The organism is Serratia sp. JSRIV006 (genome assembly GCF_019968685.1).
In the GTDB taxonomy this organism is placed as follows: domain Bacteria; phylum Pseudomonadota; class Gammaproteobacteria; order Enterobacterales; family Enterobacteriaceae; genus Chania; species Chania fonticola_B.
In genome coordinates this window covers 4,906,859-4,923,388 of sequence record NZ_CP074137.1, presented here as the reverse complement: position 1 = coordinate 4,923,388, position 16,530 = coordinate 4,906,859, and the positions used below count along the sequence as shown (strand labels likewise).

General features: G+C 52.6%; 15 protein-coding genes. 10 read left to right on the top strand and 5 right to left on the bottom strand.

Translation table 11 applies throughout. The features are described 5' to 3' along the window. Positions 1–28 precede the first annotated feature (28 nt). The 3 genes from abgT to KGP16_RS22720 all read right to left on the bottom strand — a co-directional run bounded on the left by abgT (position 29) and on the right by KGP16_RS22720 (position 4,411). On the bottom strand, positions 29–1,555 hold the full coding sequence (abgT, locus tag KGP16_RS22730; RefSeq protein WP_021806831.1) for a p-aminobenzoyl-glutamate transporter: 1,527 nt from the start codon (positions 1,553–1,555) through the stop codon (positions 29–31). Positions 1,556–1,646: 91 nt separating this feature from the next. After that, complete coding sequence (locus KGP16_RS22725) at positions 1,647–3,098, bottom strand: M20 family metallopeptidase (protein WP_223500395.1); 1,452 nt, start codon at positions 3,096–3,098, stop codon at positions 1,647–1,649. After that, positions 3,095–4,411 carry a M20 family metallo-hydrolase gene (locus KGP16_RS22720; protein WP_021806829.1) on the bottom strand — a complete coding sequence of 439 codons (1,317 nt, stop codon included), beginning with the start codon at positions 4,409–4,411 and terminating at the stop codon, positions 3,095–3,097. The genes KGP16_RS22725 and KGP16_RS22720 overlap by 4 nt, the downstream gene beginning before the upstream one ends. A 272-nt stretch (positions 4,412–4,683) precedes the next feature. Between KGP16_RS22720 and KGP16_RS22715 the strand changes: the two genes are divergently transcribed. Next, positions 4,684–5,580, top strand: coding sequence for a LysR family transcriptional regulator (locus KGP16_RS22715; protein ID WP_021806828.1), 897 nt, complete (start codon positions 4,684–4,686; stop codon positions 5,578–5,580). A gap of 18 nt (positions 5,581–5,598) precedes the next feature. On the opposite strand, the gene KGP16_RS22710 is transcribed toward KGP16_RS22715, so the two are convergent. Further along, positions 5,599–6,075 carry a hypothetical protein gene (locus KGP16_RS22710; protein ID WP_037376198.1) on the bottom strand — a complete coding sequence of 159 codons (477 nt, stop codon included), beginning with the start codon at positions 6,073–6,075 and terminating at the stop codon, positions 5,599–5,601. A gap of 4 nt (positions 6,076–6,079) precedes the next feature. After that, positions 6,080–6,895, bottom strand: coding sequence for a winged helix-turn-helix domain-containing protein (locus KGP16_RS22705; RefSeq protein WP_021806827.1), 816 nt, complete (start codon positions 6,893–6,895; stop codon positions 6,080–6,082). Between the two features lie 778 nt (positions 6,896–7,673). On the opposite strand from KGP16_RS22705, the gene KGP16_RS22700 reads away from it, so the two are divergent. The 9 genes from KGP16_RS22700 (at position 7,674) to KGP16_RS22660 (ending at position 16,524) form a co-directional block, all read left to right on the top strand. Beyond that, entirely contained in the window at positions 7,674–8,273 is a 600-nt protein-coding gene (locus KGP16_RS22700; protein WP_021806826.1) for a LuxR C-terminal-related transcriptional regulator, read from the top strand. 218 nt (positions 8,274–8,491) lie between these two features. Then, positions 8,492–10,666 carry a hypothetical protein gene (locus tag KGP16_RS22695; protein ID WP_223500394.1) on the top strand — a complete coding sequence of 725 codons (2,175 nt, stop codon included), beginning with the start codon at positions 8,492–8,494 and terminating at the stop codon, positions 10,664–10,666. Further along, the gene (locus KGP16_RS22690) at positions 10,636–11,412 is read left to right on the top strand and encodes a DUF3142 domain-containing protein (RefSeq protein ID WP_223500393.1); all 777 of its coding nucleotides are present in this window, start codon (positions 10,636–10,638) and stop codon (positions 11,410–11,412) included. The genes KGP16_RS22695 and KGP16_RS22690 overlap by 31 nt, the downstream gene beginning before the upstream one ends. Beyond that, on the top strand, positions 11,405–11,659 hold the full coding sequence (locus KGP16_RS22685) for a type II toxin-antitoxin system Phd/YefM family antitoxin (RefSeq protein WP_223500391.1): 255 nt from the start codon (positions 11,405–11,407) through the stop codon (positions 11,657–11,659). The genes KGP16_RS22690 and KGP16_RS22685 overlap by 8 nt, the downstream gene beginning before the upstream one ends. A 367-nt stretch (positions 11,660–12,026) precedes the next feature. Beyond that, positions 12,027–13,073 (top strand): LacI family DNA-binding transcriptional regulator, encoded by a 1,047-nt coding sequence (locus KGP16_RS22680; RefSeq protein WP_179248398.1) that lies wholly within the window; start codon positions 12,027–12,029, stop codon positions 13,071–13,073. 123 nt (positions 13,074–13,196) lie between these two features. Next, entirely contained in the window at positions 13,197–14,504 is a 1,308-nt protein-coding gene (locus KGP16_RS22675; protein ID WP_209529861.1) for an MFS transporter, read from the top strand. Positions 14,505–14,539: 35 nt separating this feature from the next. After that, entirely contained in the window at positions 14,540–15,304 is a 765-nt protein-coding gene (locus KGP16_RS22670) for an SDR family NAD(P)-dependent oxidoreductase (protein WP_021806802.1), read from the top strand. Positions 15,305–15,395: 91 nt separating this feature from the next. Continuing rightward, positions 15,396–15,821 carry an RbsD/FucU domain-containing protein gene (locus KGP16_RS22665; RefSeq protein ID WP_021806801.1) on the top strand — a complete coding sequence of 142 codons (426 nt, stop codon included), beginning with the start codon at positions 15,396–15,398 and terminating at the stop codon, positions 15,819–15,821. Between the two features lie 130 nt (positions 15,822–15,951). Then, positions 15,952–16,524: a type 1 glutamine amidotransferase family protein gene (locus KGP16_RS22660; RefSeq protein ID WP_098929790.1), complete on the top strand. Its 573-nt coding sequence runs from the start codon at positions 15,952–15,954 to the stop codon at positions 16,522–16,524. The last annotated feature ends 6 nt before the right edge of the window (positions 16,525–16,530 follow it).

Genomic DNA, 16,530 nt, shown 5'->3' with positions numbered 1-16,530 from the left:
TATTGAGCACAATTTTTTCGGCATTGGTTTACCCCATTTTCGGGTAGACCCCAGGCCCGATAGGCAGCCCCAGCATGTACCACACCACCAGCAGCAGGGTCCAGACGGCGAAGAACACCAGCGGATAGGGCATGATCAGCACGTAGTAGGTGCCGAGTTTGGCGTCTTTCAGGTAGCGTTGCAGAAAGCCAAGGAATAGCGGCAGGAATGGCGACATCGGTGCCAGCGGCAGCACGGATGAGTCTGCGATGCGGAAAATCATCTGGGCGAAGGCCGGGTGAAAGCCCAACAGCATAAACATCGGCACGAAGATCGGGGCCAGGATCGACCAGATGGCGGAGCCGCTGGCAATAAACATGCACAGGAAGGCAGACAGGAACATCAGGCCGAGGAACGCAGGAGCACCGCTCATTCCGGCCGCCTCCAGCAGATCCGTCAGGCCGATGGCCATAAACTTGCCCATGTTGCTCCAGTTGAAGAACGCTACAAACTGCGACAGCGGGAACACCATGACGATAAAGCCCGCCATGTTCTTCATCGGCTCCACCAGCTGGTTGGGGATATCGTCCGGGCGGCGGATGGTCTTGGTGACGACGCCGTAAGTGATGGCGACGGTGAAGAAGAACAGGATGATGATCGGCACAATGCCTTTAATAAAGGGCGAGGGGATCACCGAGCCGGTTTGCGGATCGCGCAGCGGGGCACCCTCCGGCACCACCAGCGCTGCCATCACGGCGATAAATACCAGCGCGGCGATCCCGCTCATCATCAGGCCACGGTTTTGTAATGGAGTGAGCACCTCTAGCTTGTCTTCGGCGGTGCCTTGCCATTTTGGTAGCCGTGGCTCGATAAACTTATCCGTTAGCAACGCGCCGGTAATGGTCAGGACGATCACCGAGGTGGCCATAAAGTACCAGTTGTCGATCACGCTGACGTGGATTGCGCCGTCAACCGCTTTGGCCGCTTCGGTACTGATGCCGGAAAGCAGCACATCGGTGGTGACAATCAGCAGGTTGGCGGTAAACCCCGAGCCGACACCGGCGATCGCCGCCAGTAGCCCGGCAATGGGATTACGCCCGACGGCCAGGAAGATCAACGCCCCCAGCGGCGGCATTACCACCAGTGCGGCATCGGAGGAAATATGGCTGAAGAAGGCGATAAACAGCACCATATAGCTGGCGTAGCCGGCGCTGACGTGTGAGGCCATTTTGTACATCAGCGCCTGCAACAGGCCGACCTTTTCCGCCAGACCGGCACCGATCACCAGCGCCAGGATCGCCCCCAATGGCGCAAATCCGCTGAAGTTGTGGATGATGTTGGGGAGGATCCATTGTATTCCCTCCACGCTCAGCAGATTTTTTACCTGGATCATCTCCCCGGTAGCCGGGTTTTTCACCACCAGACCCAACCAGGAAATGAGCGCGGTGGCGAGCATTAACACCACGATTAAATAAACGAATAACAGGAAGGGATTGGGGATTTTATTACCGATACGTTCTACCCAGTAAAAAATACGCCCGGGGCTTTTATTGGCGGATGATGCTATCTCACTCATGATATTACCCTCTTGTCCGTCATCAGATTTTTATAGTTTTATGGGTCGCTATGGAGTCCTGGCTCGGAACGGGAGCCAGAACGGTCGGGATTTACTTCAATGGGGAAGGTTTCACCCCCGCAGGGATGGGGCATTGATAAGGCTGTTCGGCACGTTGCTGGCGGAACTCCTCGCGGCAGGCGTTCAGCAAAGCGTTATCGCTCAGTAAGGCGACGGCGGTAGCGGCCATCACTTTACCTGCCAGACACATGCCCTTATGGGCTATTGAAGTGCGGCCCTGGGCGACCAACTGCCAGGTATGCAGCGGCGTGCCCAGAGCAAAGCAGGGGCTGAAGCACTGAGCCGTTGGCGTGACCCAACTAACGTCGCCGACGTCGGTAGAGCCGTACAGGATTTCTTGTGACTCTACGTAGGGAGCGACCTCGTCCATCAACACCTTATCGCCCAACTGCTTTACCCATTCCTGCCCAGCGACCCCACCAGTGCGTGAAATATTCAGTTTGGCATTGCGCAGGTCGTCCTTGCTGAGCGTTTGGCGGATCTCCGTGGCAAACCGCCGCTCTTCGTCGCTGTAATCCGGTAAGCCGAAATCGCACACGTATTGATACATCGCCTTTTCCAAGCGGCGATTGGGGATGTAGTTGGAGCAGGCTTTTTCAAAGTGCACCGTCATCTGTGTGTCGGTCATCAGCGCTGCACCTTTGGCAACGTTGACCAGGCGCTGGTAAATATCCTGCACCTGATCGAGTTGTGGAGCTCGCACCAGGTAAAGCACTTCGGCATCGGCCTGCACCACGTTGGGGGAGCTGCCGCCGGTATTGGTGACCGCATAATGCAGCCGGGCTTCCTGCACGATATGTTCACGCAAGAAGTTGGCTCCGGTGTTCATCAGCGTCACGGCATCCAGCGCGCTGCGGCCGAGATGCGGCGAGTTGGCCGCGTGAGCGGCGACGCCCTTGAAGCGGAACGCGGCCTGAATATTGGCCAGGCTGCTGGTATTGAACATGCCGCTGAAGCCTTCCGGGTGCCAGGTGAGGGCGGCATCCACATCGGCGAACAGCCCTTCACGCACCATAAAGGTTTTACCAGAGCCGCCTTCTTCTCCTGGACAGCCGTAAAAGCGTATCGTGCCGGTTAACTGTTGTTGTTCCATCCAGGCTTTAACCGCAAAGGCCCCGGCCAGTGCTGCGGTGCCGAGCAGGTTATGCCCACAGCCGTGACCATTGCCGTTTTCCACCAGCGGAGACGGGGTGGCACAGCCCGTCTGCTGGCTCAGACCGGCCAATGCATCGTATTCACCCAATAAGGCGATCACCGGATGGCCGCTACCGAAGCTGGCGATAAACGCCGTTTCAATGCCGCCAACGCCGCGTTCAACCGCAAAACCCTCTTGTTCCAAGGCGTTTGCCAGTAGTTCGGCGGAGTGGGTTTCGGTAAAGCGAGTTTCTGGGTGATCCCAGATCTCATCGCTTAAGGCACTGAAGTGGGCCTGATGGCTATCGATGTAATGATGAATAAAAGAGACCAGTTCCGGCTGTTTCATACTGCGCTCCCAAAAGTCGGTAGGTTCAGTGCCAGGGTAGCCAGCGTTTTTACCGCCACGGTGAGTACCTGCTCGTCAAAATCGAATTTCTCGTTGTGATGCCCGGCGCTGAGTTCGCAACCGAAAATCACATAGGATGCTTGCCCACCGTGAGATTTCACCCGTTCCATCATGTAGGTGGCATCCTCTGAGCCCGCAGCCTGCTCGCGGCGATCGACTACTGAAGCAAGCTCGCCGATGCTGAGTGCCTGGCGGTGGATGTAATCCACCCAAGGTTGCGTCGGCTGGCTGCTTTGCGCCGCGCCCATCAGGGCGATGTCGTATTCCACCCCCTGCATGGTGGCGGCTCCTTGGATGACGTTGAGCGCCTGCTGGTAGACAAACTCGTTGATCTCATTGGTGGCGCCGCGAGTCTCTACCTTCATAAAGGCGGAGTCTGCGATCACGTTACGGCCGGTGCCCGCTTGCAACACGCCAACGTTTATACGTGAGCTGCCTTCGCTGTGACGAGGGATGGCATACAGCCCAATGCTGGCTTGCGCCGCTGCCAGCAGGGCATTGCGGCCATCCTCCGGTTTGGCACCGGCATGGGATGCCACGCCACGGAAAGTGACGTCCAGCTTGGTGGTAGCCATAAAGCTGTCGCTGCCGCACACCAGTTCCCCGGCCGGTACGCCGGTGCCGATATGCACGGCGGTAAAGAAATCGACGTCATCGACCACGCCAGCTGCCACCATCGATTTGGCCCCGCGGGTACCTTCCTCGGCCGGTTGGAATATCAGCTTGATGCGGCCATGCAGTTGTGGCTCCAGGCTCTTGAATACCCGCGCCAACCCCAGGCCGATGGTGGTATGCCCATCGTGCCCGCAGGCGTGCATCATGCCGCTATTGCAGGAGGCGAAACCTTCACGGAACGGCAGATGGTCGGGATGCAGTAGTTCATTGAGATCGAGTGCGTCCATATCGACGCGAAAGGCGATGGTGGGGCCAGGGCGGCCGGTATCCAGCGTGGCGACAATGCCGGTAAAACCACCGGAAAAGAAGGGGAGCCACTTCGCCAGGGCACCTTGTTCGATGGCTCGTTGTTCTTGCGCCGCCAGGATTTGTGACGAGGGTAGCCCCATGCGGGCTTCGGCGTTAATCACCTCGCGGCCGAGTTGCAACTGATAACCTAATCGATCCAACTCTTCCGCCACCAGCGAAGCGGTACGGAATTCAAGCCAGCCAGATTCGGCATGGTGGTGGAAGTCACGGCGCCAGGCTTGCAGCTGCGGATACAGTTCGGTCACTAACGTTGAAAGCGGAGTGTTCATAGCAGTTTTCCATTAGTTATCACGCCTTGAATAAAATTCAGGCAGATGTGGTGCACTGACGAGGATCAGGCAATTAAATTAAAATTGAATATTTATGTAATTAGTTGCTAAAAAGCCGTGAAAGGCGCCTATTGAGCGCAATACTGCGTGTAAATAAGCGAAATGATGATTGGGTTATTTATTTTGTTTTTTTCGAATGTACACAATGGTATCGGGTTAAATAAGATGCCAATATCTTGCTACTGATAAACAACGGTTATCGCAAATCGCCTATGCCAGCCTCGATAAAATTGCACCAGTTACGCGCCTTTGTGGAAGTCAGCCGCCAGGGCAGTATCCGCGCCGCCAGCCGTACCTGTAACCTTTCCCAGCCTGCGTTGACCAAGTCGATTCAGGAGTTGGAAGAGGTGCTCGGCGCCAAGCTGTTTGTCCGCCGCAGCAAAGGGGTGGTATTAACCGACTGCGGCGATAACTTTTTTCAGCATGCCAGCCTGATCCTCGAAGAGCTGCGGGTAGCGCAGGAAGATATTCAGCAGCGGTTGGGGCTAGCGGGCGGCTCGGTCAATATCGGCGTTGGTGGCAGCGTTGCTCGCACGGTAATGCCGAAAGTGATCACCCAGTTTCACCGCGAATATCCCAATGTGAAGGTGCGCATCGTGGAGGGGCAACTGGTCTCGATGATCCCGGAGCTACGCCAGGGGGAGTTGGATTTTACCATTAATACCTACTACCCCAGCAGCATGGACAATGAGTTGAGCTTTGAGCGGCTGATGGAAAGAGAATACAAGGTGGTGGTACGCAAAGGGCACCCTTGTGAGAACGCCCGCACGCTCAAAGAGCTGCAACATTGCGATTGGACTATGCCAACCCCTAATGGCAGCTACTACCGCCTGCTACATGAACTGTTTGGTGATATGGGGATGGCTCCGGCGATCAGCGTCACCTGCGAAACCTTTATGGCCTGTACCAGCCTGGTGGCGCAGAGTGACTTTGTCAGCATTCTGTCGGTTGATGTGATTTCCGATCCTATCCTGGGCCGCCATCTGGTCGCGTTGGAATTGGACGAAGCCTTACCAAAAGCGACCTTTTACCTGATCCAACGCAAGGATACGACGCTCACGCCGATGGGCGCCTACCTGGCCCGCCTGTTCAGGCAGCATTGCCGGTAGCAGCTTCTCCGGGGGGCGTTAGCGGCGAATGCAGACGATCAGAGGATTAGTAAACCCTTTGATAATAATGGCATCTCTATCTAAATCCCTGATCTTTGAGTAAAACCCGATGCCAGGGGTTTGCGGTAACACTCTGTTTTGCCAAAGGTCTGCTGGCGTATTATCCGTAGGGTGGCTCTCTGTACGGGTAAAGACGATTTCGTTCACGTTTTCCAGCTCCGACGGGGCGACGGTAAAGTAGACGGTCCTTCTCAGGATATAGTCATGGCCCTTATTCTTGATTGAGCCGGAAAATTTCAAAATCCCGTCATAGGCCGACCTAAAAATGACGTCGACATGGGTGTTGACCTCAACTGCGTCAGCTTCATTGATTCTGAGGTGCGCGAACAGCTGAGCATCACAATGGAACGGCTTGCGGGACTGCACCTGATAAATATAAAAAAGGGTTGAACATAAACTAATAATCAACAGCAGGGCTACGACGATTTTTTTCATGTTATTACTCTACTGTTTTGTAATTTAGACAATTTTTATAGCTGGTTGCGTCAATTTTACTGCAGGCAGCGAGCAGCCGGACTCTGAAACGGTCGTTATTAGGGTGTGCTTCTGCATAAAAAACATCCAGATCTTCCCGCGAACAGTCTATGCCTTCCGCTGCTATCTCCTGGACGATTTTAGCCGTAAACTCTTTATTTGGCTTGTCGTCATTTAAGTTATAGATACTGCATTTTTCATGAGTCACCACGAAGTTCACGCTCTCTTTTTTGCTGTGTCTCAGCATGGTCGTGCCCGTTACCGTGGTCAGTAACAGTAAAAGAGCAAGTATGTAGATTATCATCTTGTGTTTTTTTAACGATAAATAGATAGATTGATGCTCTCCTTCCTCGGTCATTGTCGGTGGTAGGGTTTCTGAAGAGGTATTGGACTCCTCAGTGACAGGAACCCCGGTTACCGGTGCTTCTTCTGTTATTCCCTGCTCCGATTTTTGTATCGGATGGATTTCTGCATCCATTCTAAAACCGACGCGGGGAACGGTGGAAATGATATCCTTACTCACGCCGAGATTAGTGAAAGCTTTGCGTAACTCACTAATATGGTTGTTCAGGCTGGCATTCGACGGTGAAAAGCCATAGTCCGCCCAGACGTTTTTTAGCAGATCATCGCGAGCAAGGTTGACCCTATTGTTGTTAATCAACTCACTGAGTAATCGGGTTGCTGGCTTTGATAATTCAACAGATTGCTGAATGTCATTTTTAACCGTCAATATTCTATTGTCAGGATCAAAGATAATATTAAGGTTTATTATATATTTCATGGCGATAACCGAGCATCCTTGGTGTTAGTGTTGAACTGCGTCCAGTAATAAGAATAGTCTTAATGGCTTGACTGTGCGTAGGAATTTAGTGGTAACCCGCTACCGTAGTCAACCCTGATTTGAACTATTTTTTCAGCAATAATAACTAGTTGAATTCAAGACAGTATTACCTACTCGCTTATCGGTTTTTTTTTGCCCCAAACAGCATTAAATATATTAAAATCGATAATTTTAAGTCATTAAATCTAATTTTTATGTATTAAGTAGGTTATTTTGCTTGTTCGTTATCTGTTCATTAAGATTTATCGCAACGCCAAACCACTGGCAAAAGCGTTTAAAGAGTGTACGTAACGGTGAAATCGGTAACGAGCCAAATGCCACGAGTAAAGTGACGGTATCCTTCAATGGTAACGTAGCTGCCGTCGCAGGCCCTTGGATATTGCGGGCTAGCCTCGTCATTGAGGGTGCTAGCGGTCCCATTAAGCTGACTGAGCCAACCACCATCCAAAAGCTGCCAAAAGGCATAATCCCCTGAACTTCAGTGTCTATCTGCAGGGTGATGGTGCGTTTGCCACTGTTACCAAAGGTTAATTCAAGGCGGTTGCCAGCTTCACTTTAGCTGGCCAGTAATTAGCTACGTCATTATAGGAATAACCTATTTTAGGCATGCGGAGGTATCCGCACCCCTTGTTTGAGGGCAATAGCGTCAAGGATTATTTGCCATATAAACGAAACCCATATTATCGCGTGTTTTCTTGCCGATTCATAAGGAACTAAAATGACACCACATATTGTTATCACTATTCAGGATAGCAACCGTTATTTTGCTCTGGGCATTCAACATATTTTGCAGGACTATTTTCTAGCTAAAGGCTGTACATGGAGTTTTGTGCCGGTTGCGTCTGGGATCACGATCGACCTGATGGTTTGTGTCAACCCCTTTGGCTGGTCATCGCGGTTCAATGCTCGCCGGGAAAATCCGGTGAATCGACGGCTTGGGACGATTATCATAAATGATACGGCCGCTGAGAATGTAATACGTCAGCATGAGCCCGCACGATTAGGTCGCAAGGAACGGCCTGATGCCGTGGTGCGTTTGGTCGAGGAGATGTTTGAGCAGGCAAGTCAGTCGTCTTTGACAGACAATACGGTAAGTGTGTGTCGGCATTTGCATTTGACCCCGCGCGAGCGCGACGTTCTGCAAGGGATCTCACAGGAATTAACACCTGACGAGATCGCGAGTAAACTTTCGCTTAGCGTCAAGACCGTCAGCACCCATAAACTCACGGCGATGCGCAAGCTCGGTTTCAAGCGTAATGGCGAATTATATTACTGGCTGCGGCAAGGTGGCCTGTGGCAGGGAAATAGCCTGCAATAAACCAAATACAGGCGCTGGTATGGCAACCTCCGTAGCCAGCGGTTGGAGAGCGGAGCCTTTTGTTGAGCCCTATGGCACCAAGGTGATTATCGGGTTCGATAATTCCTAATTATGCCGACTTGTTTGCGCCGTATTGTTTTTTCTCAATGCTTACGACACTATCTCAGGCAAAATTCTCTCGGGATGAGAGTGACCACTGGAGATAAGTAAGAATAACGATGAAAAAACTTATAATAGCCGCGGTAGTCTCAACCATCGCTGGTACCAGCCAGTTCGCACTGGCCTCTTCCGATGAAACTGGCTGCCGCTGGAGCGATTATTGCGCAATGAGTGGTGTGCCCTACCTGGCCGCCGATAATGACACCCGCGTCAATCTGCTGATGCTGGCAGCGGGAATGCGCAATCTACCCGTAGCACTATCGTCGTTGCCGCAGGATATTAGCCGCAGCAGAGGATACACGTTTGGCGTGTTCCCTGGGGAAACCGCGCCTGCAACCGATCAGCCCACCGCACCAGGCCAAACGGCACCACAGGACGATCCTCTTGATGCGCTAGCATTAAGCCTGGGCATTAAACCGTCGGGGTTGACCGGTTTTTCAGCCGAATATGAAGGCCGCTGGATCTCTAATAATCCGCTGTCACTCAGCCAATTTTTCCAGACCCTGCTGGCAGACCAACAGCTAGATCATGCCGAACGCGATTTACTGGCGTTGCGCCGGGCCAAAATTTATCGGGGTGAAGCGCAGCCGGAGCAATTTTTACCGTTGATGGCAAACTATGCCGCAGGTTCCCATGCGGCGGCGTTCAGAGATTATCTCACCAGTGCGGAACAATTTTATCAGGGGCAGTTTACCGATGCGGATACCGGTTTCCAACGGCTTAAAGAGTCAGATCAGCCATGGGTAGCAGAAACCGCCGCTTATATGCTGTTCCGCGTGGCCTTGAACCAGATCACTGAAAATGCCACGGATCAGTACGGCATGTTCGATCCGCAGCGGGCCGATAAAGAGGCGGGCGCCCTGGCATTGCAACGTGCGCAGGCCTATCTGGCCGCTTATCCCAAAGGCGAATATGTGGCTTCCGTGCAGGGACTGCAGCGCCGGGTGAATTGGTATCTGTCCGACTGGCCGCGTTTGGCACAGCTGTATGAAAGCGAGATCACCGCCGCCACCGATATCAATACGCTTGGCGCGATGATTGATGAAGGGGACCAAATTCTGCTGAGCCGCAACATTCCGTATGACAGTGCAGAGCCACCTTTTGTCAGCAGTGCCGATGCCCCGTTGTTGACCTTCACCCAAACCATGAAGTGGCTGCGCAAATACAATCTCGATAACCCGTCGATGCCGAAAGTGACCGATGAGATGCTGCAGGGGTACAAACCGATGTTTGTTGCCGCCAATCAGTTGCCGCTCTGGGAATATATGCATAATGCCTGGCTGTTCTATCAGCAAAAGGATTATGCCGCGGTCACCAAGGCGATCCAGCCAGCGGCACAGCTGGCAGCAAACGATCTCATCGCGTTCAGCCAGCAACTCCTTTACGGCGATGCCCTGGTGATGCAGGAAAACTGGCAGGGTGCAGAAGCCCATTGGCGTCATCTGCTTGGTATGAAACTTGCCCCTTATCAGCAACAGTATCTGCAACTGATGTTGGCCACCGCCTTGGTGCAGGAAAATAAAACCGCGGCTATTTTTGCCCCAGACAGCCCAATCAATAATCTGCGTTACCGCTCAGTGGTGCTCAAAAGCCTGGCCAATAAAGCGTTGTTGCAACAGCAGGCCGCTGGTGCGCCTAACGATGAAGAAAAGACCATCGCACTGCATACGCTGTTGTTCAAGGATTTGATGGTGGGCGACTATCAGGGGTTTATTGACGACAGCCAACTGAAAAAACACATCAAACAGAAGCCTGAGCCGCAGGTATTTGGTGATGTCGCACTCAGCGTTTTCGATTGGGATGGCAGCCGGACCGAACCTGGCTATTTCTGTTCATCTTTAGACGCTAACGTTGCCGTGTTGGCGAAGAACAAGAGCGATCCACATGCCATGAACTGCGTGGCTGAGTTCTTGCGTACCACCTTTGCCGATATCAGCACCGAAGCGGAAATGGGGGGCAATGAACAGTTGGATGACTTGGCTGGGGCCGAACTGAGTAAAGATAAAGCGCATGGCAGATTAAAATATTATCAGCAAGTGATCGCCGATCCCAAGGCCGAACCGGAAGATAAAACCTATGCGCTGTACCGGGCGGTGATGTGTTTCTCTCCTTCCGGCTACAACAGCTGCGATCGGCAGGAGATCTCGCAAAAAACTCGCCAACGCTGGTTTAACCTGTTGAAGAGCCAGTATAAAGGTAACCAATGGGAACAAAAGCTCAAATACTATTGGTGATGCGTTTTTTGCTGCTGCTGTGGTTGCCGATCTTTGCAACCGCCGCAGCGGCGGATAACGCAGCTGGCCGATATGTGAATGCGCATGATTACCGCGCATTCTGGCTTTGGTCCGGCGTTTGGCCGCAGCCTGCGTTGCAGCAGGCCGATCTGCTCTATCTCCATCAGGGTGAAATCGTGAACGGCCGCCAGGGCGCTCGTTTTCTGAAGTTGGGGTTGCCGTTGAGCAAGCTCCAGGCACCCGCCATCTGGATCACCGTACGTGTCGCAACCCTGGATATGTCTGACGAGGTATTGGCCTCGGCGGTGCGCATGCCTGCCCGTTGGGCTGCGGCAGGCAATCGGGTGGTAGGGCTACAGATCGACTTTGATGCGGCAACCTATCAACTGGATAAGTACTCGGAGTTTCTCGACAAGCTGCGCGGTCGGTTACCCAAAGAATATGCTTTGGGAGTGACTGGCCTGCTCGATTGGGCAAAGACCGGCAACGTCAGCCAGTTGAATGCGTTGCCAATCGATGAGTTAGTGATCCAAACCTATCAGGGGCGGCGCACGGTCACGGAATATGAACGCTATCTCCCCGCGCTGCTTAAGCTGCAAATTCCCTTCAAAATCGGTCTGGTGCAGCAGGGTGACTGGAACTCCGAGTGGCAACGGCGGCTGGCCACATCGCCTTATTATCGCGGTGAGGTGGTTTTTTTGTTGAATACCATTAGGAAAACGTCCTTAGGAGATAACAATGATTAACTTTACGGCCAGTCAGGCCAAAACCCAGTTTAAACAAATGATGGCTACAGCCCAGCGTGAACCAGTTTGTATCACCCAAAACGGTAAACCCTCCGTAGTGGTCATGCCTGTTGAGGACTACAATACGTTTGCAGAGTTTAAGCTACAAAACCTGTGCGCCAAGCTTGAGCACTCTATTAATCAAGCCAAACTAGGACGGTTACATGATGGGGAGTTGGTATTTGACGAACTGATAAACGATATATGATGGGTTAGTAGCCTACTTCAATCGACCATTATATGTGAGGCGCTGCATGCCGTACCCATCCAAATCCCGTACCAGCCTTTAACCCCACCACTAAACACTGACTAAACAGCCGGGGATTTTACCCGTGTTTAGTAATGCCATGGCGCTGGGCTTGATAGCTTTCACAAAAGCATCACGCAACTGCGGCACGGCCAGTAAAGTCGCTTGATTGAGTGATATCTCCGCTATAAATTGATCTGCATCGTTTCACTAAAACGATACAGATAATGCCAGGTCACATATTTAATATGTTGATTATACAGTTATTTAATGGCATTCCGTGCGTAAGTTAACCAATTAACGTTAGCACCGGAGGGGGAGCGAAAACATGGCCAACATTCGTGATGTCGCGCATCTCGCCGGTGTTTCCGTGAGCAGCGTTTCCAACGTGTTAAATGGGCGCAGCAATCAAATGCGCCCGGAAACCCGACTGCGTATCGAACAGGCGATGCGCGAATTGAACTATCAGCCCAACAGAGTGGCGCAGCAGTTGAAAACCGGGCATGCCCGGATGATCGGTCTGCTGGTTCCCTCGATCGTCAATCCCAGCTTTTCTGCCCTGGCTCGCGAGGTTGACCTGGCGGCTAAAGAACACCGCTATCGGGTGTTGTTGGGCAACACCTATCGGCAAGAAGATGAAGAGCGCACCTTTATCGAAGATATGTTCGCCCATGGGGTGCGCGGCATTATCGTTGCGGCGAGTGATATCCGTAAGACCCATTTTGCACAGGCTGCCGAAATGGGAATGATGATCGTCAACTACGATAACCGCATGGCGGGGAGCTTTACCGCTGATGCCCGGTTATTCGACAGCGTCTCAATGGACAACGTAGAGGCCGGGCGATTGGCGGCTCAACACCTGATCGAACGCGGTTGCCGCAATATCGTCTTTGCCACCGAGGCCAGCCTGACCATGAGCCGCAGCCATAAGATTGAAGGATTTCTCACCGTGGTGCGTAATCATCGGCTGCCCGCTCAGCAACGGCTAATAGAAGGCAAAGCTAGCGGAGAGTATGGCGATACCGAGATGGCCGAACTGGGTTTTACCCTGGCCGCTCAGGTACTTGCTCTTTCTCCGCGCCCAGATGGCGTAGTGGCTATCAACGATGCTCTGGGGATCGGCCTGCTGGCAGGGCTGCGGGAGGCTGGAGTGGCGGTGCCTGGTGAGATATCGGTAGTGGGTATCGACAATATTCCGCTCTCGGGGCTGGTGTGGCCAGCGCTGACCTCCGTCATGCCACCGCTTGCCGAGATGGCTCAGGTGATGGTCGAGCGCTTATTGCAACGCGTAGGGGATCCTACATTAGTCCCTGAAGAGTTTATTTTCCCGCCGACGTTAGTCAGCCGCCAGTCGGTAATAACCATTACGCCATAACGCGAATAGCGTAACGAGAACGATGAAATAGCATTACTTATTATCAGGTAAATATACCTGTATCCATCAGGCATGCCTGTAGCAGATTATTATTCCGATTAACAACATTGGAAGTATTCTATTATGCAAAAAAGAACGCCTCAGGAAATTGAACGCAGTGCCATCAGGAAAATGACGCTGAATATTGTCCCATTAATGATCTTATTATACTTTCTGGCTTTTTTGGATCGTAATAATATGGCCTATGCGGCAATTGCTCTGGAAGATAGCCTGGGGTTAACCGCCTCGGCCTTTGGCTTTGCCTCTGGGATATTCTTTATCGGCTATTTTATGTTTGAGATCCCCAGTAATGCGGGAACCATCAAGTTCGGCCCACGTATCTGGTTTGCCAGGATCCTTATCACCTGGGGGATATTTGCCGTGCTGATGGGGTTTGTCCGCACGCCGATGGAGCTGTATATCTGTAGGTTTATGCTGGGAGTCTGTGAGGCGGGATTTTTCCCCTCGGTCGTCTATTACTTCACGGTATTTTTCCCGGAGAAGTACCGTACCAAGATCCTCGGCATGTTTATCATCGTACAGCCGTTGTCGAACGCTATTGGCTCACCGATTTCCGGGCTGATCCTTAACATCGAACATGGCTGGTTTGGCCTGGAACCCTGGCAGTGGCTGTTTATCCTCGAAGGTGTTCCGCCGGTGATTATTGGCCTGCTTATTCCTTTTATTATCAAGAACTCACCGAAGGATGTGGGCTATCTCGATGTGGAAGAGAAAGCCTGGCTAATGGACAATGCCACCCGCAGCAAATCGGGTTCCAAGGTCAAGCTGTCTGATTTCGTGCAGGGGATAAAAAATAAAAAGTATCTGTTATACGCCATGTTGAATTTTGGCATGGTGTGTGGGATCTACGGCTTCGGGATGTGGCTGCCCTCCATCATCACAGCTATCTCCGGGGATGATATTTTCCACGTGAGCCTGATTGCCTTTATTCCCTACGGATTGGCCGCCTTGCTGGTTTATCCGTGGAGCCTGTGGGCCAGTAAAAGCAAAAAAATCGGCGTGTTTGCCGGCATCAGCATGATTGTCGCCGCCTTTGGCCTGATAGGTGCCGTGGTATTCTTTAACTACAACGTATTTGTCGCGCTGATGTTCCTGAGTGTTGCTGCGATAGGTATCTATACCTCGGTTCCTTCATTCCTTTCCATGCCCGCCAATATTTCAACCGGGGCGGCGGCAGCGGCCGGACTTGCGGTGGTGAGCTGTATCGGCAATATCGGAGGTTTTGTCGCGCCTTACGTGGTCGGGTTATTAAAGGACGTCACTAACAGTAATACTCCGGGGCTGGTTTTCCTGTCGCTGTGTTTATTGGTTACCGGATTGATCTGCATTTTTTACTGCGCCAAACAGCGTGAAGGCGTTATTCGCTCATAACTGGTTTTATCTACAAATAATCGAGAGGCAATAAAATGGGAAATCTAACGGGTAAGAAAGTGTTTATTACCGGGGCCGAGCAGGGGATTGGCAAAGCTACCGCAGAGCAGTTGATTAACGCCGGGTGTGACATCTACATCCACTATTTCAGCGGTGAAGAGGGGCCAAAGGAACTGGCTGACTTAGCCCATTCGCGCGGTCAACGCGCCGCCTATGGTTATGCAGATTTAACCGATACCGCAGATACCCAGCGATGCGTCTCTGCCGCCGCCGAGTTTTTGGGGGGGATAGACATACTGATCAATAACGTGGGCGGCATTATCGCCCGTAAATGGTTAGGCGAGATCGACCGTCAATTCTGGCAGACGGTGATTGATGTCAATATGACGACCATGCTGAACGTCACGCAAAGCGCGCTACCTTACTTAAAAAGCGCCAAGGACGGAGCCAGCATCGTCAATCTGGCCTCACTGGCTGGTCGTTCCGGCGGGCATTCTGGTTCACTGGTTTACTCCATGGCCAAAGGGGCGGTATTAACCTGGACCCGCTCCCTGGCGGCGGAACTGGGAGAACATGGCATCAGGGTCAACGCCGTAGCGCCGGGGCTTATTCTTGGCACTCGCTTCCATAACCTGCATACCAGTAAAGAATCTGCCGATGAAACCATCCACGGCATTCCCCTTGGCCGCGCGGGGAGCCCGGAGGACGTTGCTCGGGTGATTAAATTCCTCGCCTCGGAATATGACGGCTTCGTCTCTGGCGCCACAATTGATATTAACGGCGGCATTTACCGTATGTGAGCCTACCCAGCCGCTGATAAACCGCATCAGATTCATTACATAGGGGCGCTGCACATGCTGCGCCCACCTGTCTTCCCTACTGGAAAGCACTATGATCAAGGCCGACATTATTCATCCGCAACTGTTGTGCGCCCTGGCGCTGTGCGGGCATAAAACCCAGATCCTCATCGCCGATGGTAACTATTCGTTCGTCACCAACTCGTCGAAAGAGGCCACCATTGTCTATCTGAACCTGGCCCCAGGAATGATCGCCAGCAGCGTGATATTAGATAAAGTGCTCAAGCACATTAACGTGGAACACGCCTCAATGATGGCCTGGCCGCAGGACTTCACTAACACCATCGCTACCGAATATCAGCAACTGCTGCCTGACGGTTGTCCCATCGATTACCTCAACCGCGAGGCTTTCTATCATGCGGCAAAATCACAGGAGACATTACTGGTGATCGCTAGCGGTGAGATGCGGCGCTTTGCCAACCTGCTGCTGACGGTGGCACCGGTTTCTCTGGCTGATTGAATGCGGGTTATCTTTGCGGGAGGGGCCTCTGTTGGCTACTGACAGAAACTGTCAACAGTGCAGGTTACTCTTGGTTTTTGTGGGTAGGAAAATCCTGAAAATTGCCCCTGATACTGACAAGGACACTCCGATGATACGTGCTATTACCCTCCTGACTGAAAACTTTTCCGATTGGGAAACCGCGTTGATCAATTCGACGGGGCGTGGGTACTACGGTTTTGACTGCCGTTTTGCCACTCCTGGCGCAGCCCAGGTCATCTCTTCAGGTGGCATGCTGGTTACCCCCCATCTGGCAATAGAAGCCATTCAGCCTGATGAAGTCGATCTGCTGATTGTCTGCGGGGGCACTATCTGGCAAACCGCACAGGCACCGGATATCACCGCCTTGGTTGCTGCGGCTTATCAAAGTCACGCTATCGTCGCGGGGATTTGCGATGGCACTCGCGTTTTAGCGCAGGCGGGCGTGCTTGATGAGGTACGCCATACTTCCAATTCGGCAGAAAACCTGTTGAGCCTGAACTATGGCGGTGCGCAACACTATCAGGATGTGCCTTATGCCATCGCCGATCGCCGCGTTATCACGGCACCAGGTACCGCACCGGTCAGCTTTATGGCCGCAATCTTGCGTACTCTGGGTCTGGGGGATGAAAACCTCAATGCCTATCTTGCGATGCATGCTGCGGAGCACCGCAAGCCAGGCTAGTCCACT

Excerpts from the sequence above, each read along its gene's own strand:
- abgT (WP_021806831.1), bottom strand. The coding sequence starts at position 1,555 with ATGAGTGAGATAGCATCATCCGCCAATAAAAGCCCCGGGCGTATTTTT.
- KGP16_RS22725 (WP_223500395.1), bottom strand. The coding sequence starts at position 3,098 with ATGAAACAGCCGGAACTGGTCTCTTTTATTCATCATTACATCGATAGC.
- KGP16_RS22720 (WP_021806829.1), bottom strand. The coding sequence starts at position 4,411 with ATGAACACTCCGCTTTCAACGTTAGTGACCGAACTGTATCCGCAGCTG.
- KGP16_RS22715 (WP_021806828.1), top strand. The coding sequence starts at position 4,684 with ATGCCAGCCTCGATAAAATTGCACCAGTTACGCGCCTTTGTGGAAGTC.
- KGP16_RS22710 (WP_037376198.1), bottom strand. The coding sequence starts at position 6,075 with ATGAAAAAAATCGTCGTAGCCCTGCTGTTGATTATTAGTTTATGTTCA.
- KGP16_RS22705 (WP_021806827.1), bottom strand. The coding sequence starts at position 6,895 with ATGAAATATATAATAAACCTTAATATTATCTTTGATCCTGACAATAGA.
- KGP16_RS22700 (WP_021806826.1), top strand. The coding sequence starts at position 7,674 with ATGACACCACATATTGTTATCACTATTCAGGATAGCAACCGTTATTTT.
- KGP16_RS22695 (WP_223500394.1), top strand. The coding sequence starts at position 8,492 with ATGAAAAAACTTATAATAGCCGCGGTAGTCTCAACCATCGCTGGTACC.
- KGP16_RS22690 (WP_223500393.1), top strand. The coding sequence starts at position 10,636 with ATGGGAACAAAAGCTCAAATACTATTGGTGATGCGTTTTTTGCTGCTG.
- KGP16_RS22685 (WP_223500391.1), top strand. The coding sequence starts at position 11,405 with ATGATTAACTTTACGGCCAGTCAGGCCAAAACCCAGTTTAAACAAATG.
- KGP16_RS22680 (WP_179248398.1), top strand. The coding sequence starts at position 12,027 with ATGGCCAACATTCGTGATGTCGCGCATCTCGCCGGTGTTTCCGTGAGC.
- KGP16_RS22675 (WP_209529861.1), top strand. The coding sequence starts at position 13,197 with ATGCAAAAAAGAACGCCTCAGGAAATTGAACGCAGTGCCATCAGGAAA.
- KGP16_RS22670 (WP_021806802.1), top strand. The coding sequence starts at position 14,540 with ATGGGAAATCTAACGGGTAAGAAAGTGTTTATTACCGGGGCCGAGCAG.
- KGP16_RS22665 (WP_021806801.1), top strand. The coding sequence starts at position 15,396 with ATGATCAAGGCCGACATTATTCATCCGCAACTGTTGTGCGCCCTGGCG.
- KGP16_RS22660 (WP_098929790.1), top strand. The coding sequence starts at position 15,952 with ATGATACGTGCTATTACCCTCCTGACTGAAAACTTTTCCGATTGGGAA.